Here is a 24,242-nt window from a genome sequence, read left to right as displayed (position 1 = left end):
ACTATCATGACGACGAATTTTTTGTATCAACTTAATCAGCATTTTCCCCATAGTTACGCGATTACCCTAAGCGCTGCCAAGTTTGAATTGGGGCTATTGAGCCAAATCACCCAAACCCTTGCAAGCCTTCAGCCTGCCATTCGCCTCTTACATCAAGACACCCTAGTCAATGAGCTTGATTGGCAAGCCAATGACACGCTCGCCCAAGCTGAGCAAACCAGCCCTGTGACGACGATTCGCTGGATTGTGACGCTGGAATCAGATATCGATATCAACGACTTACCCCAACGAGTCAAACAAGTCGCCGCCAACAACCTCTATCATGTAGATGTCAATGTCATGCCCCTTGCGACATTGGTGCGCCCGCATAAACTGGCGTTGTTTGATATGGATTCGACCTTGATTGAGCAAGAAGTGATTGTGGAATTGGCAAAAAAAGCCGGGATTGGTGAGCAAGTCGATACGATCACCGAATCTGCCATGCGCGGGGAAATTGATTTTGCCGAAAGCTTTACTCGCCGTGTGGCTTTGCTTAAAGGGTTATCAAGTGAGGTGCTCGAAGACATTATTGCCAATCACATTACCTTTAGCCCAGGGGCAAAACGCTTGATTAGCGCACTGAAAAATCATGGTTACTATGTGGTATTGGTCTCAGGCGGCTTTAACTATTTTGCCGAATACGTGAAAAACAGCTTAGGAATGGATGAGAGTTATGCCAATGACCTAGATATCGTCGATAATCTAGTGACAGGTGAAATCACCTCAGCGATTGTAGATGGCAAGCGTAAAGCCGAAATTTTGCAAGCCGTAGCACAGCGTTTAAGCATTAAGCTGTCAGAGACTGTTGCTGTCGGCGATGGCGCTAATGACTTGCCAATGCTAGGACTAGCTGATATCGGTATTGCCTATCGCGCCAAACCGATTGTGCGCGCCCAAGCAGATTATGCGGTAACAGTCGCAGGACTCGATGGGGTGATGACTGTCTTGGGATTGAGCGGTTCATGTTAGCGGTTAGTTTTAAGCATTAGTATTAAAGATGAGTTTTAAAGATTATAAAAAAGCCACCCAGATTATCGAGTGGCTTTTTTGTTTTTTTGGATAAAAAAGCTAAATTGGCAATTTCGCCACGATTTTATCGACGATGACTTGTAATTTTTGCCTCACTATCGGTGATAAAATGACAATACCGCCTAGCACACCCATGAGACAGCCGAGCACGGTGTCCCAAAACCGCATGACGATAATCTCACTGATTGCGGTAGGCTGTACCGCGCTGTACTCTGCCAAAAAGATGGTCAGTGGGGTGATAAAAATAACCGCCACCCCGTAATGGCGTACCACAAAAGTCTCAATACAAAACATCATGCCAAAAATGCCTAGCGCCACACCCATATCGCTCAAATGCACCGATAGCAATAGCCAAGCTAGCAGCATACCAATCGCTGTACCCACAATACGATGTATCTGCTTGATCCATATGCTTTGAAAATTCATCCCTTGCATGATGACATAGCAGCTCATCGGCACCCAATAGGGCTTAGGCATCTCTAGCCACAGCGCGAGCAGCAATGATAAGGCGATAAACGCTGATACAATCAGGGTATCACCCAAAATCTCTCGCACAGGCATCGGTGCCTTTAGCGGCAAGACAGGCTTGTTATAAATCAGCAGTAACGCATAAAAACACGCCACCATCCCCGCAAACAACGCGCCCAATGCCACCACCCCTATCAGCTGTGGGATTTGTGCCACGGGTGCGGGCATAAACAGCGCAATCGCTGACGCCATGATGATAAACAGCCCAGCAGGCGGTGGCAGCTTATAATAACGGCTAAAAAGCGTACACCAAAAGGTCACAAAAAACATCAGGGGAATTGTCAGGATGGGCACGTTATGGGCAACCAAGCCAACGGCAAAACACGCGACCATCCCAAAACTACACGCCAATACCGTGGTCATGCGAGACAATAAAGACCCAGTATAGGGTAAGTTTAAAATCACCATCGCACCGAGTGACGCGAGTAGCCCCATGCGCAAATCACCCAGATACGCCCCGACCATCACTGGAAAACTAATCGCAAATGCCACAAACAACGGCATATGCCAAGGTCTGGGATTGCGATTGAATTGGGTTAAGGTGGTGAGCGGGTGCTTGATATATTGGTGAGTGATAATGTTGTCCAAATGAAAGACTCTTTTGTTAATCATATTGAGGGCTAAAAATTTAAACTTAAATTTAAACTTAAATAACCTGCTAAAAACACAAAACTGGAGCAAGCCCCAGTTTTAGATGTTTATCTATTTCACATGTCATCCAAATTTAATTGGACTTAATTAGATTCGCTGTAGCGATTAGCTAGCTTGATGAATGCGTCCGATTTATCGACCTGACTCATCAACCAAAGACACGCCAATACGCTGGGCAACTTCTTCATAACCTTCGACCACATCACCTAGGCTTTGACGGAAACGGTCTTTATCCAGTTTTTTCTTGGTTTGTTTGTCCCAAACGCGGCAACCATCTGGCGAGAACTCATCGCCCAGTACGATACGGTCTTTGAATACCCCAAATTCTAGTTTGAAATCCACCAACATCAAACCACCGTCATCAAACATTTTTGATAACACGTCATTGACTTTAAAGGTTAAGGCTTTCATTTCATCCAGTTGAGCTTGCGTTGCCCAGCCGAGTGATACCGCTAACGAATCATTTACCATCGGGTCGCCCAGACCGTCATCTTTATAGAATAATTCAAAGGTAGGTGGGTTTAAGGGTTGACCTTCTTGTAAGCCTAAGCGACGTACTAGGCTGCCTGCCGCATAGTTACGCACCACACACTCGACAGGAATCATTGTTAGGCGTTTGACCAGCACCTCTTCATCCGATAATTGCTGTTCAAAATGGGTTTCGATGCCTGCTTCGCTGAGTTTTTGCATGATAAAGGCATTAAAGCGGTTATTGACTTTGCCTTTACGCGCTAACTGTTCGATACGCTCGCCGTTGAACGCAGAGGTATCATCACGAAATTCTAAAATCAGATAATCTGGATTGTCAGTTTCGAAGACGGATTTTGCTTTGCCTTTATAAAGTAAATCGAGTTTTTGCATGGTAATTCCCAAATGGCTGTTTAAGATTGGCTAAGGTTGGCTCAGTGTAGCTAATTTATGACAGTTGCATTGATTGGCTGATACGCGGTTAGCAACACCAGCTGCAAACTATCATAGATGCGGTCAGCCACTCTCTATTTTACGGTACTAATTGGACGCGGTAGCTCAAAACGCTTACTGCCTTCTTTTGTGATTTTTAACGTATTTTCACCCGATTGCGGCACTGCATAAACTGGCGTAAAAGGTAGCGTTTGTGCATCTGCCGGTAATTGGATGGGTTCAAGTTTTTTGGTTTTGGTATAGTCCAAAGAATTGTCGCCAACTTTACGTTTAAAAGTAGTACAGCCTGTCATAGCAATGCTAGCAGAGGCAATAATCGCTAGGGCTAGCTGGGCGTTGAATCGATTGTGGTTAGCGCTGAGTGTTTTTTTCATAATAAACCTGCTTTGGCAAGTGCTTCATCCATCACTTGTTGGTGTTCTGGGGTAAGCCAAGTTAATGGTAAACGGATACCTTGCTCAATATGACCCATCTTGTGTAACGCATATTTTGCAGGAATGGGACTTGACTCGATAAATAAATCTTGGTGTAAATGGGCTATCTTTTGGTTTAATGCTTCGGCTTGTTCAAACTCACCTTTGAGTGCCAAGCCAAAAATTTGGCTCATGATTTTTGGCGCGACATTGGCGGTCACTGAAATATTGCCTTTTGCCCCATGACGCATCAGCGCAAGCGCGCTTTCATCATCTCCTGACAATACGCTCATACGACCTTTTACTGCTTCAATCAGTTTGGCACCACGCGCCACGTCACCTGTCGCATCTTTAATTGCGATGATATTGTCGATGTCCGCTAGGCGTTCGACAGTCGCTTGCTGCATATCAACAACAGTGCGCCCGGGTACGTTATATAGCACTTGGGGAATGTCTACGGCTTCAGCAATGGCTTTATAGTGTAAGTATAGCCCTTCTTGGGTCGGTTTATTGTAGTAAGGCACAACTAACAGCGCGGCATCAGCCCCCGCTTGTTTGGCGTGCTGGGTCAGCTCAATGGCTTCAACTGTATTGTTAGCGCCTGTACCCGCGATGACGGGGATACGACCACCCACTTGCTTCATGGTAAATTCTATGACGTCCACATGCTCTTGCATCGATAAGGTTGCGGATTCACCCGTCGTACCGACCGATACCAGTACGTCCGTACCTTGCTCGATTTGCCAATCAATGAGATTTGCCAATGATTGCCAATCGACGTCACCATTGCTATGCATAGGTGTAATCAACGCGACCATAGAGCCTTGTAGTTTATCTAAAATGGGGGTCATAACAATACCTTGGACAAAACCTTAAGTAGAATATGTAACAGCTGCGACAATTTTTTGAAAATTTTTGTCTAGTGTAGCATACATTTGGGGCGAAGTTTAAGCGCTTTGATAGCAAACGCAAGTTTCTCCACCGCTGTAGCAAATCAGGTTATAGACCCCACTCAACCAGATAATAAGGCAGCAGCTGGTTTATAGTCGCTGGCTTACAGTGGCGAATGGTATGGGTTAAGCATCAACCGTTTGAACCTGGATAGTTAGCACATCAATGGTGGGCGGGCAGTTAAACCGAAACGGCAACCCTGTCATGCCAATCCCAGTATTCACCCATACTTGGTAGCGTTTGCTGGGTTTGTCATCCTCATTGAATGCTTTGGGATAAGTGTCGGATTGTTTGGCTGTATCTGGTCTGCGTAACCCTGCCGCCAGTTTATTACCTGTCAATGCTCTGACCATCAGCGGTGTCAGTATAGGTATATTGACCTGACCCCCATGGGTTTGTCCCGCAATCACCAAAGTATCGTTGTTGGCGTCACTTAACGTTCGCGGATTGGCTTCTAACTGCTTGATATCATGGGTGGCAATGACTAATGGCTGCCCCACGCTGCGCTGCTGTTCAATCACGCGCGGTAAATCCATTGTACTGCCATTATGAATGCCTATGATTTTTATCCCTGCAATATACAAGCCTTGCTCAGGCAATAATTGAATACCGAAGGTTGGTAAGATGTGCTTTAACTGCATATTGCTAGCAGGTTCGCTATTTTGCGCATCATCGATAACCTGCTGGGTATCGGCATCGCTAAGGACGGTATAGCAAGGCTTGTTCAGCGTTTTAAATGGGCTTAGTTGGGCATCCAAAGTTGTCGCTTGATATAACCAATCACCCAAAATCAGCACCGCATCAACCTCTAAGCGATTAAGGCATTTTACCAAACGCGCTAACTGATGGGGGTTAGAAAATATACCCACATGGATATCACTCAGCACCGCAATTTTTGCAGCTTGTCTTTTGATAGGTTGTCGTTTGATAGGTTGTGATGCTGCTGCAGCCAGTGAAATATCGGTCGCGGGCTGATAGGTCGCAGCTTGATAAGTCGCAGGTACGGTCAAATTAATTGAAAAACGCGAAACGCGCAGCCGATTGGGCTCAACCCAGCTCATATAGATATACAACAGCGATAACGCGATAAGCAGCCAGTAGATGATTTGGTTGTCATACAGCAGCTGCACGTTTGCCCACACTAACAACCAAACAAACCAATAGCGCGCGTAAAAGCTGACCAGTTGCAGTAGGATTTGCAGGTTATCTGTTCGCGCTTTGAGTTGCACGGTTTTTAGGCACGACCATAGGATTACCAAAATGGCAATGAGCGCGCCAAGATGACCTAGCCAACTGCCAATCATGCTACCACCCATATCAAGCGTTACCTAAATTTACTGAATAATCAATAATTTGCATGACAAATACGTATAAAAAAAAGCGCCCATTATAAATGGCAATCATGGATATGACAATTTAAACTGTCATCATATCGCAAAAAATGGCTGAACAGCTAGGCGAATTTTTTGTATTTAACTCATCCAAAAATGCCTGACTTTGCATTTTAGATTCTTTGTCTGTCAGTGACGGCAAAACAAAGACGAGCGCGTTTGCATACGTCGTACCCTGTTTAGCCTTAACCATGGGCTATTTGGATGGGATTGCTACTTAAACAACAAACCGTACAAAAAATCCGCCATCATTTATAAAAACTGATATGATAGTTTTATTTTCACATAGCTTTTTAAACTTAGCCTTTTAACCATAGCTTTTAAAGATAGCCTTTTAAACAAAGCCTTTTAAATGTAGCACGGTGACCCAATTTGCTCAGCGCTTGCTTAGATTTTTTGGCTCTTTAACTCATTAATTTGAAGGACGTCAGCGTTATGACAGCAAGCGTTAATGTGTCAAACTCCCCTATCAAAGAAACTGCAAAGCCCCAAGCACAGGCTAACCATCGCCACGCGTTTGATGTGGTGATTGTCGGCAGTGGCGGTGCAGGTTTATCGTTAGCTTTATCCTTGCCAAGCCATCTATCGATTGCGGTTTTGGCAAAAGACAAGCTCACTGAAGCCAGCACTTTTTATGCCCAAGGCGGCGTGGCGGCGGTACTATCGGATGATGATTCGGTTGATGAGCATGTCGATGATACCTTGATTGCAGGGGCAGGTCTTTGTCATGAAGATGCGGTACGTTTTACGGTAGAGCATAGCCGAGAAGCGGTGGAGTTTTTGCTCAAACAAGGTGTCAAATTTACCTTGGATGAAAACGAAACCTTGCACCTGACGCGTGAAGGCGGTCATACCAAACGTCGTATCATCCATGCGGCAGATGCCACTGGGGTGGCCATTTCTACCACGTTAGCCAAACGTGTCAAACAATGCCCGAATGTCAAACTGTTTGAGTATGTTGCTGCCATTGATGTCATCACCACCAACAAACTTAGCAAACACAACTACAGTCCAATTACCGAGCCTAATCGTGCCGTGGGACTGTACGCGCTTGATTTGAACACCAATCAAGTGCTGACCTTTACCGCGCCCTTTATCGCCTTAGCCTGCGGCGGGGCATCAAAAGCGTATTTATATACATCCAACCCCGATATTGCCACGGGCGATGGTATCGCGATGGCATGGCGGGCAGGTTGCCGCGTTGCGAATTTGGAATTTAATCAGTTTCATCCTACTTGTCTCTATCATCCAGAAGCGCGTTCGTTTTTAATTACCGAAGCCATGCGCGGTGAAGGTGCCTACCTGCGCCTGCCAGCAACCAAAGAACACCCAGAAGGTGAGCGTTTTATGCTTCGCTTCGATGAACGGGGTGAGCTGGCACCGCGTGATATAGTGGCTCGCGCCATCGACTTTGAGATGAAGCGTTTGGGAATACGTCATGTTTGGTTAGATATTACGCATCAAGAACCAGCCTTTATTAAAGGTCATTTCCCTATGCTATATGAGCGGCTATTAGAGCTAGGCATTGACATGACCCAAGATAAAATCCCTGTAGTACCCGCCGCTCACTACACCTGTGGTGGGGTGATGGTCAATGAAAACGCCCAAACCGACGTGTTCAATCTATATGCCATGGGCGAAACGTCCTTTACGGGTCTGCATGGTGCCAATCGCATGGCGAGTAACTCGCTGTTAGAATGTTTTGTGTATGGGATGAGTGCAGCGCGGCATATTGCCGCCGCATTTGCAGAAAATCGCGTTCCCCCCATTCCTGCTATCCCTGACTGGGACAGCCAAGATGTGACCGACCCTGACGAAGAAGTCATCGTGCTGCAAAACTGGGATGAGCTGCGCCAAAGCATGTGGCACTACGTTGGTATTGTGCGCTCGGATAAACGCCTGCATCGCGCACTCAACCGCATTTTGTTGTTAAAACAAGAAGTAAATGATTACTACGCCAACTTCGTAGTCAGTAAAAATCTGATTGAATTGCGTAATTTGCTGCTAGTCTCTGAGCTGATTGTCCGCTCGGCGCTACGTCGCCACGAATCGCGCGGACTGCATTACAACAAAGACTTTCCACAAACTTTGCCAGTGGCGGCAGATGTGATTCTAACGCCATCTATGCCATAGTATGGGTTAAATAAAAAAGGGGAAGTTTATCATCCCCTTTTTTTATAATAATTCTAAAAGCTTGATAGCACTAAATAACGACATTAAATACCCAGCTGCGTTAGCACTTTTGCCAACACTTCATCGGCTGTACCCTGCGCATCAATGCGTTTGACGCGCTGCGGTTGCTGCGCTGCTTGATAAGCAAATCCTTGATGTACCCGCTCAAAAAACGCTAGCTGATTTTGCTCAAAGCGGTCTAGTTTGCCACGATTTTTGGCACGGCTCATCCCCTCTGGGACCGGTAAATCTAACCAAATGGTCATATCTGGGATTTTTGCCACAAAATGCCTAATCAGTAATTCAATTTTGCTAAGTTCTGCCCTATCGCCCAGTTTGCGCCCAAACCCTTGATAGGCAATGGTGGAATCGGTAAAGCGGTCGCACAGCACCCATTTACCCTGAGCGAGCGCGGGCAAAATCACTTGCGCCACATGATCGGCACGTGCCGCAAACATCAATAGCAGTTCACTGTCCTCTGTCATGGTGGTTGCAGGGTCAAGTAACATGGTGCGTAACTGCTCAGCAAACGGACTGCCGCCCGGTTCACGGGTCTGGATAAAGTCGATGCCTTGCGCGGTCAAATGCGCTGCCACATTGGCAATCAAGGTGGACTTACCCACCCCTTCGGTACCTTCAAATGAGATAAATTTTTCGCTAATGGGGGCTTTCGCAGCTGTTTGCATGGGTATCGTTTTTTACTGACTTGATTGGCTGTTTTGGCTGGCGCGTTTTTCACGCATCACCCGCAGATAATCTTGCACCGCTTGGTTATGGTCTTCTAAATTACTGGTAAATTTATGACCGCCATTGCCCGTTGCCACAAAATATAGCGAATCGGTTTGATTTGGGTGGAGTGCCGCTTTAATGGATGCAATACTTGGCAAGGCAATCGGTGTCGGTGGTAAGCCGTCAATTTGGTAGGTGTTGTAAGCGGTTTTTTCTTCAAGGTCAGATTTGCGAATATTACCATCGTAACGATCGCCCATGCCATAAATCACGGTGGGGTCGGTTTGTAGGCGCATGTTTTTCTTCAGACGGTTGACGAACACGCCTGCCACTTCACCACGCTCACTTTCGACACTGGTTTCTTTTTCAATAATCGATGCCATAATCAGCGCTTCATACGGTGTCTTGTACGGCAGATTGGCTTGGCGATTGTTCCAGTTTTCCATCAGCGCCGTGTGTTGACGGGTAAATAAATCCGTTAGCACTTTTTTATCACTACTGCCTTCATTAAAATAATAGGTATCGGGTGAAAACCAACCTTCAAGGTTGCCATTCGGGTGATAGTCAGCAGGGATATTGAGCCCAAGTTTATCAACGTCAACTTTGCTACCATGGATAACTTCGTTTTTAATCCCTTTATTGTCCGTCAAATGCTGATATAAATCTTTGGCTGTTTTACCTTCAATGATTTGCACTTTGATAAAAGCGACTTTCTCACCTTGTTGTAGCATGGCTAAATAATTGGCAAAACTTGGATTTTCAGGCAGTTGATATACCCCTGAATGAAGCGGTTTATCCACCGTCATTTTGATATATAGTTTGGCAAGTGGCGCAACGAACAGCTTTTTCTTTTTATCCCAGTCGTCTACCAGTGCATAGTAGGTTTGACCTTTATTGATGGTCACCATCTGCTTTGGTTGGGTGATAGTGCCATATAGGGTGTTGTACCAAGCAAATAACAACCAGCCCAGCACCAATACAATAAACCCAAGCAGTCCCAGTAGACGGTATTTATTTTTTTTGTTTCTACCGGTGATGTGGTCATTGAATTCTCGCGTTGAACGATTAATCAGACAAGCATCATTGCCATTGACGTTTTTGCTATGCGAGTCTTCGTCATCCTTATCCGTGATATCCTTGTCATCGGTACCCTTATCTTTGCTATGATTGTCCTGCAATTGAGAATCTGGAATATCCGCGGTGTGAGGGGTGTCACTGTGCTGAGTAGGATGATGCTCAGAACCGTCTGAGTTACTAGACATATTATTATCAGATTGGTCGTTCATAGAGAAAGCTTATATTGACTCAATAAGCGAGAATTTAACAATTAATGACAAAAATAGCAATTTTTTTTAGTTACCAGCAACACGATTTAAGTTAATTTTTGCGTATGGATTGGGGTCAAATCAAGTACGGTTGACTGCCCATTGGGTAGCATCAATGCTTGAATGGGCAAAATCCCCCGTACAGCATTGCAAAAGAACAAGCTTGTGATATTGGATAACTCCTCGCTGGCTAAATACCGCTCCTTATGCGCCCTATCGGACTCGGCAAACTTAGCCAATAACACCTGCCGCATCACCCCTTTTACCCCTGAGCGGTTGATGGGCGGTGTGTACCACACGTTTTCATGATTAAGCTGATAAAACACATTGCAAAAGGTGCCTTCTACCCAATGCCCCATCACATCTTGTACCAACCCATCAATCATTTGTGCATTTTGGGTTTGGTTCTGCCACAGCTCGTGACTTGCCATCACTTTATCTTGGGCGTTTAGTAGCTTAAGCCCTACCAAGGGTTTGGGTAAACACGCAATTTGCTGCGTAAGACAGATGGCGGTAGCGGCAGGTTGGATGATGACTTGATTGGCTTGCTGTGCTAATGGCTTATCGGTGGGCATGAGCTTAATAAAAGCGTCAAATTCAGAGTTGCAAAATCCATAGCCTTTGATAGGTTGGTTTTTTCGGCAGACTATCAGCTTGAGCATACCGTGATTGAGGGTTTTAGCAAAATTGGCTAACTGGCTATTAAAGTATGCGCGGATAGTATGATTGGGGGATTCTAAATTGGCTGCCTCTAAATCAGCGTTGGTTAAATTGAGTTGTAACGCCTGGGCACTCTCGTCAATTCTATCTAAGTGGAAACTCAGCCAATTGATTTGTCCTGCCACCACCGCCATGGTGGTAAAGAACCCATCGCCATACGCTATGACACGTGAGTCAATATCGATAGCGGTGATTGGCGTTTGCTTGGCATACTGAGCATCAGATAATGAATACCACATGGTTATTTGGCTACTTGATTAAATTAATAGTTGGACTGTATGACAGTGAAAGCCGCATCAATTAGCCGCTTTTTTTAGCAGTTTTGGCGGTGACAGTGGGTTTTCTGACCACCAAATCACAATGATAATTGTCACAGCGTGCTAATTCTACCAAAATTCCGTGGTAGCTCGCATTTTTAATCGGCTGTCCTTGTACCATGTGGGCAACAATGTCTGAGCCATCTTGCCCAAACCAATGTTGGGTCAGATGAAACGCTGTTTTGGCATGCTGGATACTGATGTTTTTAACGCTGGCATTGTCATAGGCACTGGCATGATACCACTGTAACTCGATATACATAGGCGAATCAAGCAAATCAAAATACGGCTCACCGGTTTTGGCAAAACTATATTTGCTCGCCACATTGCTTCGGTAGTCCAAAGTTTGCGTATCAATGGTGATAGGTTGACCTAACAGTAACGTCACAGCTTCGGTATCGTGGATACTGACTTTTTTTGCCAGCGTTTGTTGCTGCCATTCATTAATGGGATAGACCACAGGCGTTGGCTGCGAGGTAGGGTTGATAGACGGATTGGCGGCTGTGGTCGATACGGTAGTGCTAGCGGTGACACTGGCATTGCGTTGTGAGGCGATTTGTTTGACCTTATCACAGCCAGTTAAGGTGAATGCTAAGATAATGCAGCCCCAGCCAAGATTTTTTAGCCAAGTGGGTTTATTTTGAGTAACGCCTTTTTGGGTAGCGCCTTTTTGGGTAGCGTCTATCGGATGTTCTAAGCGGTTTTGACGCGGTAAAAAAAGCGGTTTGCGGGCAATTAGCTTCATTGTGTAATGTATAACGGGTTGGTGTGGATAGCGCATTGTAACAAGGCATTGACAGCAGTTAACAGTACGCTTTTGTTGTTATTTTTAGCCACGTTGATGAAATGCTAAGCTTTACACCCACCCAATCATAACCTAGCCAATTAAAACCCACCCAATCAAAACCCAGCATTGATATAGCAGCCACAGTTATTGTAAAGTGGTGGCAATTGGTAATTTTACTCATCGTATTATAGGTTTTCCCATGTCATCAATTCCTGATTCAAACGTCCGTTATCACTGCATGGTAATCGGCAATCCGATTGCCCATAGCAAATCGCCTGATTTGCACCAAGCGTTTGCCAAACAAACGGGCATCACCTTGTCTTACCAACGCCAATATTGTCCCAACGATGTCGACAGCTTTACCGCTGTCATCGAAGCATTTTTTGCAGGCGGTGGCACAGGGGCAAATGTGACCGTACCTTTTAAAGAGATGGCATTTGCGCTTTGTCAGCAGCGCGGTGAACTATCTGAATACGCGCGCTTGGCGGGTGCAGTCAACACCCTTGCCATCAAAGCGGGGAAACTGTATGGCGACAATACCGATGGTCGCGGTTTGGTGGCGGATTTATTGTCGCAAGGCGTCAATTTAAAAGACGCGAACGTTGCTATTTTGGGGGCAGGTGGGGCGACTCGTGGCGCGATTTTGCCGTTGCTAGATGCGCAAGTAAAATCGCTGCATATTGCCAATCGCACAGTAGAAAAAGCAGAGAATTTAACCCGATTATTTGATACCGATAAGCTCACCTTTTCAAGTTTGACGGATTTGCCCACCGATATTGAGGTGATTATCAATGCAACGTCGATAGGTCTGAGCGGTGACACATTGCCGTTCGCCAAGGATATGACGGTCGATTTTGCGTATGACATGATGTATGGTAAACCCTCGGCGTTTTTGGACTTTTTTAAGGCGAAAAATACCAAAACCTCAGATGGCTTGGGAATGCTGGTCAATCAAGGGGCATTAAGTTTTGCGCTTTGGACGGGTAAACAAGTCGATTTGACGAATTTTCACTTTTAGCTGTTTTATAAAAAAGCAGTCAACACTCGCCTACGCTTTAGATAAAATAGACAAAACCAAAATTTGACCAAGAGAGCGAAATAAAACCCAATAAAAAAGCCAGTTTTGTCACTGGCTTTTTTAGTCATGCTAATTTAGCGATTCGCATTGCCTAATTGCGCCAAAATATCACTGATTTCATTATTGGCCTGACTCTCAGTTTGGGTGTCGCCATTTGGCGTCAAGCTATCAAATAACTGTGGTAAAAGCTCCGCCATACTTTGACGGACTTCGCTTTGGTCGACACCAGTTTGTGCCGCAACTTGCGCCAACTCATTATTATCAAATAGCTGATTGATATCATTGGCATCCAATGGTTGGTTTGATTGGTCTGCACTCATCCAAGAGTTGGCTTGATGCCCAAATCCCATATTTTGGATTTTATTAAAAGCGCCTGATAGACCCCCATTACGCTGAATAAACATCAGCGCGATTGGCAACAAAGCCGCCATTAACATACCTTTACCACCAAAGCCACTTTGGCTTTGTGGAAATTGGTTCATACCCACGTTATTGCCCATACCACCGCTTAGACCGCCGCCCATGCCACCCCCTAGCACGCTACCTAGCACTTGTCCTAGCACGCCACCTTGGGACATACCTTGATTTTGGTTCATTGCCATACCGATGATATCATCCAACCCAAAACCATTTGACTGCATTTGTGGCTGCTGCGTCCCGCCGCCTAATACATTACCAAAAATATTCCCTAGGCCGCCCATATCTGCTTGGCTTTGACCGCCCATTTTGCTTTGAATGGCACTTTGCGCCACTTGTGTTACTAGACTTGTTAATAGACCCATGGTCGTTCCCTTTTATTTATCTTTTTCAATGATTGTTATGTATCACCAATGATACCGCGCTGATGCACGCCAACTGCGTTAGGCATCCGTCCCAAGACTTGGTTGATTTAATTGTAGCAATATTGAATATAACTTATATACCATTTTTGTTATCGCCCTACTGTCTTCGCTAACACCTTAAATTGCCGCCATGTATCGCGATCCACTTGGTCTTGCCAAATGGTTACGCTGATTTTAGTTGGCGCTGATTCTATCAACCTAAACGTTAAAATCACCAAGCATCCCATATCAGCGATGCCCAGCAAATTTGCTTGCCACACCGCTTGCTTATGATGTCTAGTTACTTTGACAACCCCACGTACCCACTGGATTTGCCAGGTTAAAAAATCAAAGTTGTCATAGGGTAAGGTTTGATTGTTACTTTGCGGCTTGGCGTGTAACGATGATATAGCCAATAAGTGACAACTGGAAATTTGCCCTAACCAGAGACTGGCTATAGCGACCATACCTAGCAAAAGTTTATAGGTAAGCGCCAAAGGTACGAGTGCCAAAATGCCAACAACCACCCATAAACAAGCTCCCCAAAGCAGTTTTTTATCCACACTGGGTTTGAGCGTGGCATCAATGTCAATAAATGAAGTATTATGACGCGATAAGTAGCGCTCGTTCATCTAAGTCCATTAAGAAGAAGCTTTTAATGATTTGAGCTTGGCTATCAAATCAGCAAATTCTGGCTTGGTCGGGTGATTGTGTAAAAACCAGTCCAGCAAATCAGGATCTTCTTCTTTCACCAATTCTGCAAAAATTTGCTGCTCTTGTGAGTCGGCTTGTAGATAGTGCGCTCTCACATACGGGTCAAAATAATAATCGAGTTCTTTTAGCCCGCGTCTGGCACGATAGATAACTTTGCGCTGCTCTAATGTAGGTTCTGGCTGGTTGTCACTCATGATAAATCCTTGTTGTTGCGCGTTAAATTTATGTAATTTATAAATTTTTATGAAGCTTTTGCCTGTTGGGTCGCTTGCCACATCGCAAGCCCTGCTTTCGTCGCTGCGACGTTATGGGTGCGCAATATACACGCCCCTTGTTGCACAGCAAATAGCCCTGCAACCATACTAGCAACATCTCTGTCGGTAGGGTCATGGGGTAGATTGGCTGACTTGAGGACTTCCCCAACAAAGCGTTTACGGGATAATGCCACCATGACAGGTAAGTTAAACCTATGCAACCGATAAAATTCATTCAGCCATGCCAGATTTTGCTGGGCGTTTTTGGCAAAGCCAAACCCTGGGTCAATGATAAGATTGTCACGCCTGACCCCACCCGCCATAACCTCATCAATGCGCTGCTGTAACTCGGTAATAACATCGGTATATAAGTCTTGATAATCATCGAGCTGATTCATGGTCGTTGGCTCACCACGCATGTGCATGAGCATGACAGGTATATCAAGTTTGGCAGCGGTAGCAATGGCATCGGGGCGCGTCAATGCTCGGACATCATTCCAAATTTTGGCGCCGACTTGACTGGCGAGTGTCATCACGGTCGGGCTACTGGTATCAACCGACACCCAGACTTGCTCATCAAAGTTATGATCAATCGCTTCAACCACTTTAATAACGCGGTCAATTTCTTCTTGCTCACTCACGGGACTAGCATTTGGGCGAGTAGACTCACCCCCTACATCAATAATCGTCGCCCCGTCTTTGATCATCTGCTCAGTATGACGCAAACCTTGGTCAATATGATTATATCGACCGCCATCAGAAAATGAGTCTGGGGTGACATTTAAAATACCCATGATATGAGGATAAGATAAATCGAGCGTTTGATTATGATAATGAATGGCAAAGTTGGGAATGGGCTGTAACTGCATGATGTCCACAATGATGGCTAAAATTTTTTACTATTTTAAGTGAAAAACAAAAAAACCGCTATCAAGTTGGTAGCGGTTTTTGGGTAACTCATATCATGGATAATTTACATTGCAGGTAACGGCGGCGGGGTTAAGCCCGAACCACTTGAGGGTGGATTACTTGGTTTATCAAAATTTACTCTAACAGGCTCTTGATAAACTTTAGGCTCGCGTGGTGGGATACCTGCCATAATGTCTTGCAATTGGTCACGGTCAATAGTTTCCCATTTCATTAACGCATCGACCATGGCATGCATTTTGTCCGCATTACCTTCAATTAATGCACGTGCGATATCATACTGCGCTTCTAGGATACGACGAACTTCATCATCCACTTTTTGCTGGGTCGCTTCTGAGATAGTGCGAGATGAGGCACCAAAGTAACCTTGATTTTCATCTTCTTCATACACCATTACACCCATGGCATCTGACATACCGTATTTGGTAACCATCGCACGCGCCATTTTGGTGGCACGTTCAAAGTCATTTGACGCGCCAGTCGATTGCTGATTGATAAAGACTTCTTCAGCGATACGACCACCAAATAAAATCGCAATGTCATTTAGCATTTTTGATTTATAGACGCTAGTCTGATCATGCTCTGGCAATTGCCACGTGACCCCCAACGCCCAACCACGGGGCATAATAGTGACCTTATGGACAGGGTCGGTATCCGGTAGCATTTCAGCCACTAAGGCATGCCCTGCTTCATGATAAGCCGTTGCACGACGCTCTTCTTCACGCAGTACCATCGATTTACGTTCTGGACCCATATAAAGCTTGTCTTTAGCTTCTTCAAAGTCATTCATATCGACTGACGCTTTGTTGTTACGTGCAGCAAATAGCGCCGCCTCGTTCACCAAATTCGCTAATTGCGCACCACTAAAACCTGGGGTACCACGCGCCAATGAACGAATATCGACGCCAATTGTTGAGGGCAATTTTTTCATGTGTACACGAAGAATTTGCTCACGACCTTTGATATCAGGCAATCCAACTTGCACTTGACGGTCGAAACGACCTGGACGCAACAATGCTTTATCGAGTACATCGGCGCGGTTGGTTGCCGCAATCACAATCACCCCGTCATTGCCTTCAAAACCATCCATCTCAACCAATAACTGGTTTAAAGTCTGTTCACGCTCATCATGACCACCGCCCATGCCTGCGCCGCGATGACGACCGACAGCATCAATCTCGTCAATAAAGATGATACAAGGGGCGTTTTTCTTGGCTTGTTCAAACATATCACGCACACGGCTTGCACCGACACCCACAAACATCTCAACAAAGTCAGAGCCTGAAATTGAGAAGAAGGGTACTTTGGCTTCACCTGCAATCGCTTTGGCAAGCAAGGTTTTACCAGTACCGGGCGGACCTACCATCAACACACCACGTGGAATAGTTGCGCCAAGTTTGGTAAATTTCTCTGGGTCACGTAAGAAGTCGACAATTTCCGTCACCTCTTGCTTGGCTTCATCACACCCTGCCACATCTGCAAATGTCACTTTGATTTGGTCTTCTGATAACATTTTGGCTTTAGATTTACCAAAACTCATCGGACCCATGCCGCGACCACCGCCTGCACCACCACCGCTCATGTTACGCATGATGAACAAGAACAAACCAATAATCAATAGCACTGGGAAGCTTGCAATCAGTAATTGCATCATCACGCCTTGACGTTCAGGGGTGGCGCCTTGAACTTCAACATTATGCTTGATAAGTTTTGGCATTAGCTCAGTGTCAGTGACCGCCGGACGCACTGTCTCAAAGGTTGAGCCGTTTTTCTTTTCGCCAGAAATTTGCTCACCGTCAATTTTGACACTTTTGACCTGGTCAGTTGCCACCGCAGTGACAAATTGGGAGTAATTGAGCTTATCAGGTTCATTGCGGGTATCAAAATTGCTAAAGACTAGCACTAATACCCCTATCACAACTAACCACAATAAGGTATTTTTTACCATGTCGCTCACGTTGTTTTTCATCCTTCGCGTTAGGGGGTTGATTAAAAAGTGGGGTTAAATCAAAATGTTTACCAAAGATAGGTAGATTTTTCACCAAAAATGGACGTTACATTAATCTTTCAATATAGCATGATATATGGATTTACCTTAACATTATCAAGCGAATTCTCTGTTATTTTCTAGTAAAAACATATTACCAATTTTTATCCAGTCAACTTCATTGATAGACTGAAGCAAATTACCTTATTTGGTAGCAATCCAATACATTTCTTTTGAGCGTACGCGTGACGCTGCAGGCTTGATACTGCGCACTTTACTAAAACGCTGCTGCATATTTTTTCGTAAGGCGTCAGAGCCTTCGCCTTGGAATACCTTAATCACTAAGGTGCCACCTTCAGGGAGCACTTGCTCGGCAAAGTCCATGGCAAGTTCACACAAATAAATTATGCGTGGCTGATCGACTGCGGTAAAACCAGAGGTATTGGGCGCCATATCAGATAGCACCACTTCCACTTTTTTATCGGCGACTTCTGCCATAATTTTGTCAAAGACTTCTTGCTCACGAAAATCACCTTGGATAAAGGTCACATTCTCTAGCGTATCCATCGGCAAGATGTCTGAGGCAATGAGCTTGCCATTGTCACCGACTAGTTTGCCAGCAACTTGCGACCAGCTGCCTGGAGCAGAACCCAAATCGACCACCGTCATGCCTTTTTTGATCAGCTGCAGTTTTTCGTTGATTTCTAGCAATTTGTAAGCTGCTCTTGCCCGATAGCCATCGCGCTGGGCGAGTTTGACATAGTGGTCGTCAATGTGCTCTTTCATCCACGCACGGCTACTTTTAGACAATTTTTTGTTGGTAATACGCGTTGCCATAATTCTCTACAAACTACCCTTTATATATAGTTTAAAAATTCTTCACTTGGGATTTGGCTAAAAAACCCAAAGCCATCCTAGAATGACCATTGGTAAATTTTGACAATCTCAAGGGTTAAGGCTGTTATTTTAGCATATTTCACCCAGTTAGCTTGTGTTAACTCATGGATTGGCTATTGATTTTTTTTAATCCAGTGATTTTTGTAGATTGATAAGTCATGGCAGCGTTTTGCCTATGTGTTTTTGCCTATGTATTGCCCATAATTTATTAGGCAAAATGATTAATATGGTATAATGCTAGCTAATTTTTTTATAGGTCAATTGACAGTTATGGCAAATTCAAGCTTATCAAATGCGGATATCAAACATTTAAAAGGCATCGGTCACCAGCTGAACCCTGTGGTAATGATTGGGGGTCAAGGCGTTACCCCAACCGTTATTGAAGAAATTGGGCGCGCACTGACCGATCATGAGCTGATTAAAGTAAAAATCCCAGCCGGTAGCAAAGCAGATCGTGACGCTGTGGCAAATGCGATTGTTGAAGCCACTGATGCGATTTTGGTCACCAGTATCGGGCGTATGGTATTATTATTACGTCGCAATCTGGACGCCAATCCTAAGTTATCAAACTTGGTACGTTTTGGCTAAGGCTACAATGAACGCGTTACAGGGTGTGACATTCGCACTGACGGGCACGGTTGAACCACTCACCGTATCGGCAACACTGGACTACCGGCTCTCAGTACATATGGTTGCTGATAGTAAATTTTTAACTATCTTATTTGATGCTGCCCATCCCAAGATTGATGATAGTCAAACCGCTCTCCAAGCTGGTCTATGGGCAAATTTTCCGACATTTAGCCCATTGGCACTTGAACGTGTGATGCGTCAAGATTATTTATGGCAAGCAGATTGTTTTGAGTGTTTTATTGCCAAAGATAGCCAAGCGGATAGCCCGTATCTTGAGGTCAATTTGGCGACCAATGGTGAGTTTAATCTTTATTATTTTGACAGCTATCGGACACCGAATGCATTACCCCCTCGGCGCTTGCCTATCACAGCGCTGACTTATGGTGAGGATATCAATTTTTTTAGCCAAGCCGTTACACAAGATACTGAGCTTGCGCTTGTTTTTTGGTGTTCTGCAAGTCCAATGCTCCTCACCCATGTACGAGCGGTAGAGCAGCAATATGCGTTTAGCGTTGGTACTTTTCGTGTCGGTATGACATTTGCCAAATCAGCATTGGACAAGTTGGTGGGTGCAAATGGTAATTATGCGCTAAATCCAACGCGTGTGATTCAGCAACCGTCATACAATGGTTTAGCAGATAGCTTAGCTCCAACCGTCGATGAAATGAGTTATTGGGCCATACAGCATGCACACCCAGCGGACTTTCATAACAAGGCACACTGGATAAACACCTAAATTATGATGGTTTTAAACCGTTTTAAACCATAGCACAGCGAAAAATAAAAAACTGGCTTAAAGCCAGTTTTTTTATATATCGAGATATTGTCACGATTAACGCGCTGGCGCCATTGCTAAGTAAGTTTGCGGATTGACAGCTTGACCATTTTGGCGCACTTCATAATGTAGATGGGCGCCTGTTGAACGACCCGTGTTGCCTACCGCCGCGATTTGCTGGTTTGCATACACCGTATCGCCAACGTTAACATAGTTTGCAGAGGTATGTGCGTAACGCGTGACAGTACCGTTGCCATGATCTACTTCAACATAACGACCATACCCTGTACCCCAACCTGAGAAAGTCACCACACCATTACCTGTGGCATAAATAGGGGTGCCGATGGGGGCAGCAAAATCCATCCCTTTATGAAACTGTGATTTACCAGTGACAGGGTGGATACGATAGCCAAAAACTGAACTCATGCGCGCAGATGATGTAATAGGACGCAACGCTAACATGCCATTACCCGCATAGCTGCCCATTGCAGGCATGTTGATAATGGTGGTTGGCTGAGTCGATAGCTTTTGTGCTAAACTTGCGAGGCGGTCTTCTTTTTGCTGGGTTTGCTGGCTTAGATTTTTGATAGCGGCATTGACGGCGTCTGAAGGCAGATAATAATCTTCACCATCATCTTCACGAACAATAACTTGACTGGTTTTACCGGCATTGGTAATCGATAGAATTTGAGCTTGTGCAACACTCATTGTGGTTAAAGCAACAACTGGTAATGCGATTAGAGCTAACTTCATCTTTTATCCTTTGTTAAACCTTATGCTATTAAACCCTGTGCCAATGTCATGTGAACGCTGCTTTAGCGCATTGGCAAGATTTAATTCACTATAACTTGGTCTTAAAATCACCTACACTAACACTAAGACCCAATACTAAGACTAAATCAAAATTTTTGTCGCTTAACTACCCACCACACTGCTCATTGACTATGAAAAAACCAACCAACCATCTTGCTTCCCGCACTGAGCGTCTTGCCAACTATCAATTACCGTTTCAAAAAAAGCTGCAGCAGTTACAGCAATTGACGAACGATGTTCGCAGCGCTTGGCAAAACGTGTTGCCTCAAGAGGTCTTAGCAAGCTTACAAGTGATTGCTTGTGAATCGTTTAGACTTGTGGTGAGTACGAACAGTCATACCCTTGCCAATCACCTCAATTACAACCAGCAGCACCTACTATCAACCCTGCAAGCGTTCGACAACAATTTTCATCAATTTAATCAGTTACGTTTTCGGGTGGTGATTGTCAAAGCTATTCATGGCTCGCAAATGCCAGGTTTACAGTGTAATCATAATGTTAGCAATGTAAAGAATTGTGAGCTAAGCGAATTTACGAAGCGAAATATAACACAGCTATGTGACCTTGTCACGGATAACGAGCCACTTAGAACGGCGTTACAAAAACTGATAAAAGACTAAAATAGCCAAGTTACAATGTAACTTTATGTAAATTATGTTGCTGATATCGCAAGATTTATCAATAGATTAATGGCTTGTGCAAGTGAAAGTAAAAAACTAGAAAAAAATTTACAATTAATAGGAGAGTAAAGATATCTTTTTTTTTATTTTTAGTACGCTTATAGTAGCCAATGGCTAAAAAAAGATATCCAAAAATGAAATGATAAAATTGGATGGTTGGGTTTAATTAGTGTAATAAAATGATAACTTCTTGATGAAAAAATGTTACTAATCAAGCCATATGTAAAATTCTTTGATTAGTAAAAATACACAATAAAATTAATATAGTTAAATAAATCTAGTTAACATTGTCATTTTTTGTTACAACTTTATAGTTATTTTCATCACTAAATAAAGCCTGTAACAATTTATTATTGAGCGCATGCCCTGACTTATACGCATAAAACTCGCCCAAAATCTGGTGCCCGGCAAGGTATAAGTCACCAATCGCATCTAGTACTTTATGGCGCACAAATTCATCGTCAAAACGTAACCCTTCAGGATTAAGTACGCCGCTATCATCTAAAACAATGGCATTCTGCATACTCCCCCCTAGCCCTAAGTTATTGCTTTTTAGGTACTCAATATCTTTTAAAAAGCCGAATGTGCGCGCTTTGGCAATATGCTCGATAAAATTGCCTTCATTAAAATCCAATTTAAACTTTTGATGTGAGCCATCAAACGCAGGGTGATTAAAGTCAATTTGGAAATCTAACACAAATCCATCGTAGGGACGAAATCCTGCGACTTTATCCTCCACGCGAACCTCAATCGGTTGCAACACCTGAATATAGCGTTTGGCAGACGTTTGCTCGGCAATACCCGCTTGTTGCAATACTTGCACAAATTCGATGGCACTACCATCCATAATTGGGATTTCAGGCGCTGACACTTCGATTTGTAAATTATCAATTTGAAGCGCAGCGATTGCACTCATCAAATGCTCGACTGTCCCAATGCGCTGACCTAATTCATTGGTGAGATTTGAGGACATCATGGTATCGGTTACTGCATGATAGATAGCGGGAATGGGCTTTGCCTGTGCCACATCGCTACGTAAAAAATGAATCCCATAGTCAATGGGTGCAGGAGAAAAGCGCAGGTGTACAGGGTTACCGCTATGTAAGCCGATGCCTTCAAGATTGATGGGTTGTTGAATAGTACGCTGCTGCATAATGCCCCCTAGTAGATTGCACTCATCCTTAGCCAAAGCTAGGTTGATATAATTTGTTACATTTGGCTATTCTACCATTGTCCCTTTCTACATCATAGTGATGCTTGATTGATTTTATCGACCTTTATGATTGGCTACAGTGATAAAAAAACCCCACAACGATTAAGCTGTGGGGCTTTTAAAAAATCATACAGTATCTTAGCGATTTTGCTGGCGACGTAGATAGTCTTGAATACTGTTGCCTGTGCGCTGTGGCTGCGATGATTGCGGTGCTGGCGCAGGCTCGATAGTTTGCTGTACAGGTGGCTGAGGTGCATGTGGTATATCACGGCGTGCCGCATACGCAGGTTCATGCGTACCTGCTTCCACTTTGTGGGTGCTAGAGGCATCTGAGACAAAATCTCTAGCTGGGTGCTTTGGGGTATTATCTAGGGTAAGACCGGTTGCCACCACGGTCACTTGGATTTCATCGCCCATGTCTTCATCAAATACCACGCCGTAGAAGATGTTGGCTTCGTCAATATCTACCAAGCTATGCACTTTTTGGGTGATACGTTCTTGCTCTTCAAAGTTAAAGTCTGAGCTTGCCACCACGTTGACCAATAGACCTTTGGCATTTTTAAGTAATAAATTGTCAAGTAATGGGCTTTTGATGGCTTTTTCAGCAGCGATCTCAGCGCGGTCTTCCCCACTGCCTTTACCGATACCCATCATCGCATGACCCCGTGAGGTCATTGCCGTGCGAATATCGTTAAAGTCGATGTTAATAAAACCATCTTTTGAAATCATGTTAGAGATACCTTGCACCGCTTGAAGTAGGACTTCATCGGCTTTTTTGAAGGCATCTTTCATAGAGATTTTGCCATACACTGTCATCAATTTATCGTTAGGGATAGTGATGATGGAGTCCACAAAGTTAGAAAGCTGCTCAATACCTTCTCTAGCCACTTTATTACGTCTGCCACCTTCAAAGGTAAATGGCATGGTCACTACGGCAACGGTCAATACGCCCAGCTCTTTGGCAAGTCTGGCGATGACTGGCGCAGCGCCTGTACCTGTGCCACCGCCCATACCCGCGGTAATAAATACCATATCAGAATTTTCTAACAATTGGCGAATTTGTTCTTCATCGCTCTCGGCTGCTTCACGCCCTACTTCTGGGTTGGCACCTGCGCCCAAGCCGCGGTTGTTATTTTTGATACCGAGCTGGATTTTATTGGGCGCTGACAGGCGGTCAAGCGCTTGTCTATCGGTATTGGCACAGACAAAGGTAATGCCTTTTACACCATTTTGTACCATGGTTTCAACGGCATTGCCACCGCCACCACCGACACCGATAACGGTTAAACGGGCTGAATCGGCAAATGTATCAGTGTGATCTTGTACAATACTAAACTTCGCTTCCATAATTAAAAATCTCCGTATGCTGTCAAGTGGGCTTGAGCAGCATAAATAGCAAACATATTAAATTAAATATCAATTAAATCATTACACAATTAGTGGATTTTAGAGTCAATCATAACATGAGCACTCTTAAAAT

General features: G+C 44.5%; 24 protein-coding genes. 6 read left to right on the top strand and 18 right to left on the bottom strand.

Features of this window, described 5'->3' with window-relative positions:
- The first annotated feature begins 6 nt into the window (after positions 1-6).
- On the top strand, positions 7-1,008 hold the full coding sequence (serB, locus tag RT084_RS03775; protein ID WP_312383844.1) for a phosphoserine phosphatase SerB: 1,002 nt from the start codon (positions 7-9) through the stop codon (positions 1,006-1,008).
- A gap of 99 nt (positions 1,009-1,107) precedes the next feature.
- On the opposite strand, the gene RT084_RS03770 is transcribed toward serB, so the two are convergent.
- From RT084_RS03770 to RT084_RS03750, 5 genes are all read right to left on the bottom strand, one after another.
- Positions 1,108-2,208 carry an FUSC family protein gene (locus RT084_RS03770; RefSeq protein ID WP_312383842.1) on the bottom strand — a complete coding sequence of 367 codons (1,101 nt, stop codon included), beginning with the start codon at positions 2,206-2,208 and terminating at the stop codon, positions 1,108-1,110.
- A 171-nt stretch (positions 2,209-2,379) separates the two neighbouring features.
- Complete coding sequence (gene purC / locus RT084_RS03765; protein ID WP_095356156.1) at positions 2,380-3,108, bottom strand: phosphoribosylaminoimidazolesuccinocarboxamide synthase; 729 nt, start codon at positions 3,106-3,108, stop codon at positions 2,380-2,382.
- 134 nt (positions 3,109-3,242) lie between these two features.
- Positions 3,243-3,542 (bottom strand): hypothetical protein, encoded by a 300-nt coding sequence (locus RT084_RS03760; RefSeq protein WP_060995311.1) that lies wholly within the window; start codon positions 3,540-3,542, stop codon positions 3,243-3,245.
- The gene (gene dapA, locus RT084_RS03755) at positions 3,539-4,432 is read right to left on the bottom strand and encodes a 4-hydroxy-tetrahydrodipicolinate synthase (RefSeq protein WP_313097706.1); all 894 of its coding nucleotides are present in this window, start codon (positions 4,430-4,432) and stop codon (positions 3,539-3,541) included. The genes RT084_RS03760 and dapA overlap by 4 nt, the downstream gene beginning before the upstream one ends.
- 225 nt (positions 4,433-4,657) lie before the next feature.
- On the bottom strand, positions 4,658-5,836 hold the full coding sequence (locus RT084_RS03750; protein ID WP_313097705.1) for a metallophosphoesterase: 1,179 nt from the start codon (positions 5,834-5,836) through the stop codon (positions 4,658-4,660).
- Positions 5,837-6,358: 522 nt separating this feature from the next.
- Between RT084_RS03750 and nadB the strand changes: the two genes are divergently transcribed.
- Positions 6,359-8,056, top strand: coding sequence for an L-aspartate oxidase (nadB, locus tag RT084_RS03745; RefSeq protein WP_313097704.1), 1,698 nt, complete (start codon positions 6,359-6,361; stop codon positions 8,054-8,056).
- A gap of 83 nt (positions 8,057-8,139) precedes the next feature.
- On the opposite strand, the gene tmk is transcribed toward nadB, so the two are convergent.
- The 4 genes from tmk to RT084_RS03725 form a co-directional block, all read right to left on the bottom strand.
- A complete protein-coding gene (gene tmk, locus RT084_RS03740; RefSeq protein WP_312383835.1) occupies positions 8,140-8,781 on the bottom strand; it encodes a dTMP kinase in 642 nt (213 codons plus the stop codon).
- Positions 8,782-8,793: 12 nt separating this feature from the next.
- Positions 8,794-10,110 (bottom strand): endolytic transglycosylase MltG, encoded by a 1,317-nt coding sequence (gene mltG / locus RT084_RS03735; protein WP_312383834.1) that lies wholly within the window; start codon positions 10,108-10,110, stop codon positions 8,794-8,796.
- 86 nt (positions 10,111-10,196) lie between these two features.
- Positions 10,197-11,108, bottom strand: a complete 912-nt coding sequence (locus tag RT084_RS03730; RefSeq protein WP_312383831.1) for an aminotransferase class IV — start codon at positions 11,106-11,108, stop codon at positions 10,197-10,199.
- 61 nt (positions 11,109-11,169) lie between these two features.
- A complete protein-coding gene (locus RT084_RS03725; protein WP_312383830.1) occupies positions 11,170-11,931 on the bottom strand; it encodes a hypothetical protein in 762 nt (253 codons plus the stop codon).
- 241 nt (positions 11,932-12,172) lie between these two features.
- Here RT084_RS03725 and aroE point away from each other — a divergent pair, with 241 nt between their 5' ends.
- Positions 12,173-12,991 (top strand): shikimate dehydrogenase, encoded by an 819-nt coding sequence (gene aroE, locus RT084_RS03720; RefSeq protein WP_309575119.1) that lies wholly within the window; start codon positions 12,173-12,175, stop codon positions 12,989-12,991.
- Positions 12,992-13,125: 134 nt separating this feature from the next.
- On the opposite strand, the gene RT084_RS03715 is transcribed toward aroE, so the two are convergent.
- The 6 genes from RT084_RS03715 to rlmE form a co-directional block, all read right to left on the bottom strand.
- Positions 13,126-13,833 (bottom strand): YidB family protein, encoded by a 708-nt coding sequence (locus tag RT084_RS03715; protein WP_313097703.1) that lies wholly within the window; start codon positions 13,831-13,833, stop codon positions 13,126-13,128.
- A gap of 149 nt (positions 13,834-13,982) precedes the next feature.
- The gene (locus RT084_RS03710) at positions 13,983-14,504 is read right to left on the bottom strand and encodes a hypothetical protein (protein ID WP_313097702.1); all 522 of its coding nucleotides are present in this window, start codon (positions 14,502-14,504) and stop codon (positions 13,983-13,985) included.
- A gap of 9 nt (positions 14,505-14,513) precedes the next feature.
- Positions 14,514-14,780 carry an FAD assembly factor SdhE gene (locus tag RT084_RS03705; RefSeq protein ID WP_050325462.1) on the bottom strand — a complete coding sequence of 89 codons (267 nt, stop codon included), beginning with the start codon at positions 14,778-14,780 and terminating at the stop codon, positions 14,514-14,516.
- Between the two features lie 47 nt (positions 14,781-14,827).
- Complete coding sequence (gene folP, locus RT084_RS03700; RefSeq protein ID WP_096489598.1) at positions 14,828-15,709, bottom strand: dihydropteroate synthase; 882 nt, start codon at positions 15,707-15,709, stop codon at positions 14,828-14,830.
- A 104-nt stretch (positions 15,710-15,813) separates the two neighbouring features.
- Positions 15,814-17,715, bottom strand: a complete 1,902-nt coding sequence (gene ftsH / locus RT084_RS03695; protein WP_312276909.1) for an ATP-dependent zinc metalloprotease FtsH — start codon at positions 17,713-17,715, stop codon at positions 15,814-15,816.
- A 243-nt stretch (positions 17,716-17,958) separates the two neighbouring features.
- Entirely contained in the window at positions 17,959-18,591 is a 633-nt protein-coding gene (gene rlmE, locus RT084_RS03690; protein WP_313097701.1) for a 23S rRNA (uridine(2552)-2'-O)-methyltransferase RlmE, read from the bottom strand.
- Between the two features lie 330 nt (positions 18,592-18,921).
- On the opposite strand from rlmE, the gene RT084_RS03685 reads away from it, so the two are divergent.
- Both RT084_RS03685 and RT084_RS03680 read left to right on the top strand, forming a co-directional pair.
- Positions 18,922-19,239, top strand: coding sequence for a YhbY family RNA-binding protein (locus tag RT084_RS03685; protein ID WP_313097700.1), 318 nt, complete (start codon positions 18,922-18,924; stop codon positions 19,237-19,239).
- A 7-nt stretch (positions 19,240-19,246) separates the two neighbouring features.
- A complete protein-coding gene (locus RT084_RS03680) occupies positions 19,247-20,017 on the top strand; it encodes a DOMON domain-containing protein (protein WP_313097699.1) in 771 nt (256 codons plus the stop codon).
- Between the two features lie 96 nt (positions 20,018-20,113).
- On the opposite strand, the gene RT084_RS03675 is transcribed toward RT084_RS03680, so the two are convergent.
- Positions 20,114-20,809 (bottom strand): M23 family metallopeptidase, encoded by a 696-nt coding sequence (locus RT084_RS03675; protein WP_278932104.1) that lies wholly within the window; start codon positions 20,807-20,809, stop codon positions 20,114-20,116.
- 191 nt (positions 20,810-21,000) lie between these two features.
- Between RT084_RS03675 and RT084_RS03670 the strand changes: the two genes are divergently transcribed.
- Positions 21,001-21,489, top strand: coding sequence for a DciA family protein (locus RT084_RS03670; RefSeq protein ID WP_312383810.1), 489 nt, complete (start codon positions 21,001-21,003; stop codon positions 21,487-21,489).
- Positions 21,490-21,826: 337 nt separating this feature from the next.
- Here RT084_RS03670 and lpxC read toward each other — a convergent pair whose 3' ends face one another.
- Both lpxC and ftsZ read right to left on the bottom strand, forming a co-directional pair.
- Positions 21,827-22,705 carry a UDP-3-O-acyl-N-acetylglucosamine deacetylase gene (lpxC, locus tag RT084_RS03665; protein ID WP_313097711.1) on the bottom strand — a complete coding sequence of 293 codons (879 nt, stop codon included), beginning with the start codon at positions 22,703-22,705 and terminating at the stop codon, positions 21,827-21,829.
- A 195-nt stretch (positions 22,706-22,900) separates the two neighbouring features.
- Positions 22,901-24,109, bottom strand: coding sequence for a cell division protein FtsZ (gene ftsZ / locus RT084_RS03660; protein ID WP_313097698.1), 1,209 nt, complete (start codon positions 24,107-24,109; stop codon positions 22,901-22,903).
- Positions 24,110-24,242: the final 133 nt, after the last annotated feature.

The sequence above is a fragment of the Moraxella sp. CTOTU48717 genome, assembly GCF_032057165.1.
Classification (GTDB): domain Bacteria; phylum Pseudomonadota; class Gammaproteobacteria; order Pseudomonadales; family Moraxellaceae; genus Faucicola; species Faucicola tetraodonis.
Note: the sequence above shows the minus strand (reverse complement) of the source record. Positions and strands in the feature narration are given on the sequence as shown.

Coding starts and splice junctions, on each gene's coding strand:
- folP (WP_096489598.1), bottom strand. CDS start 15,709: ATGCAGTTACAGCCCATTCCCAACTTTGCCATTCATTATCATAATCAA.
- RT084_RS03685 (WP_313097700.1), top strand. CDS start 18,922: ATGGCAAATTCAAGCTTATCAAATGCGGATATCAAACATTTAAAAGGC.
- nadB (WP_313097704.1), top strand. CDS start 6,359: ATGACAGCAAGCGTTAATGTGTCAAACTCCCCTATCAAAGAAACTGCA.
- ftsH (WP_312276909.1), bottom strand. CDS start 17,715: ATGGTAAAAAATACCTTATTGTGGTTAGTTGTGATAGGGGTATTAGTG.
- mltG (WP_312383834.1), bottom strand. CDS start 10,110: ATGAACGACCAATCTGATAATAATATGTCTAGTAACTCAGACGGTTCT.
- serB (WP_312383844.1), top strand. CDS start 7: ATGACGACGAATTTTTTGTATCAACTTAATCAGCATTTTCCCCATAGT.
- aroE (WP_309575119.1), top strand. CDS start 12,173: ATGTCATCAATTCCTGATTCAAACGTCCGTTATCACTGCATGGTAATC.
- RT084_RS03770 (WP_312383842.1), bottom strand. CDS start 2,208: ATGATTAACAAAAGAGTCTTTCATTTGGACAACATTATCACTCACCAA.
- RT084_RS03670 (WP_312383810.1), top strand. CDS start 21,001: ATGAAAAAACCAACCAACCATCTTGCTTCCCGCACTGAGCGTCTTGCC.
- rlmE (WP_313097701.1), bottom strand. CDS start 18,591: ATGGCAACGCGTATTACCAACAAAAAATTGTCTAAAAGTAGCCGTGCG.
- purC (WP_095356156.1), bottom strand. CDS start 3,108: ATGCAAAAACTCGATTTACTTTATAAAGGCAAAGCAAAATCCGTCTTC.
- RT084_RS03680 (WP_313097699.1), top strand. CDS start 19,247: ATGAACGCGTTACAGGGTGTGACATTCGCACTGACGGGCACGGTTGAA.
- RT084_RS03730 (WP_312383831.1), bottom strand. CDS start 11,108: ATGTGGTATTCATTATCTGATGCTCAGTATGCCAAGCAAACGCCAATC.
- RT084_RS03710 (WP_313097702.1), bottom strand. CDS start 14,504: ATGAACGAGCGCTACTTATCGCGTCATAATACTTCATTTATTGACATT.
- RT084_RS03725 (WP_312383830.1), bottom strand. CDS start 11,931: ATGAAGCTAATTGCCCGCAAACCGCTTTTTTTACCGCGTCAAAACCGC.
- RT084_RS03750 (WP_313097705.1), bottom strand. CDS start 5,836: ATGATTGGCAGTTGGCTAGGTCATCTTGGCGCGCTCATTGCCATTTTG.
- RT084_RS03675 (WP_278932104.1), bottom strand. CDS start 20,809: ATGAAGTTAGCTCTAATCGCATTACCAGTTGTTGCTTTAACCACAATG.
- ftsZ (WP_313097698.1), bottom strand. CDS start 24,109: ATGGAAGCGAAGTTTAGTATTGTACAAGATCACACTGATACATTTGCC.
- RT084_RS03715 (WP_313097703.1), bottom strand. CDS start 13,833: ATGGGTCTATTAACAAGTCTAGTAACACAAGTGGCGCAAAGTGCCATT.
- RT084_RS03760 (WP_060995311.1), bottom strand. CDS start 3,542: ATGAAAAAAACACTCAGCGCTAACCACAATCGATTCAACGCCCAGCTA.
- tmk (WP_312383835.1), bottom strand. CDS start 8,781: ATGCAAACAGCTGCGAAAGCCCCCATTAGCGAAAAATTTATCTCATTT.
- RT084_RS03705 (WP_050325462.1), bottom strand. CDS start 14,780: ATGAGTGACAACCAGCCAGAACCTACATTAGAGCAGCGCAAAGTTATC.
- dapA (WP_313097706.1), bottom strand. CDS start 4,432: ATGACCCCCATTTTAGATAAACTACAAGGCTCTATGGTCGCGTTGATT.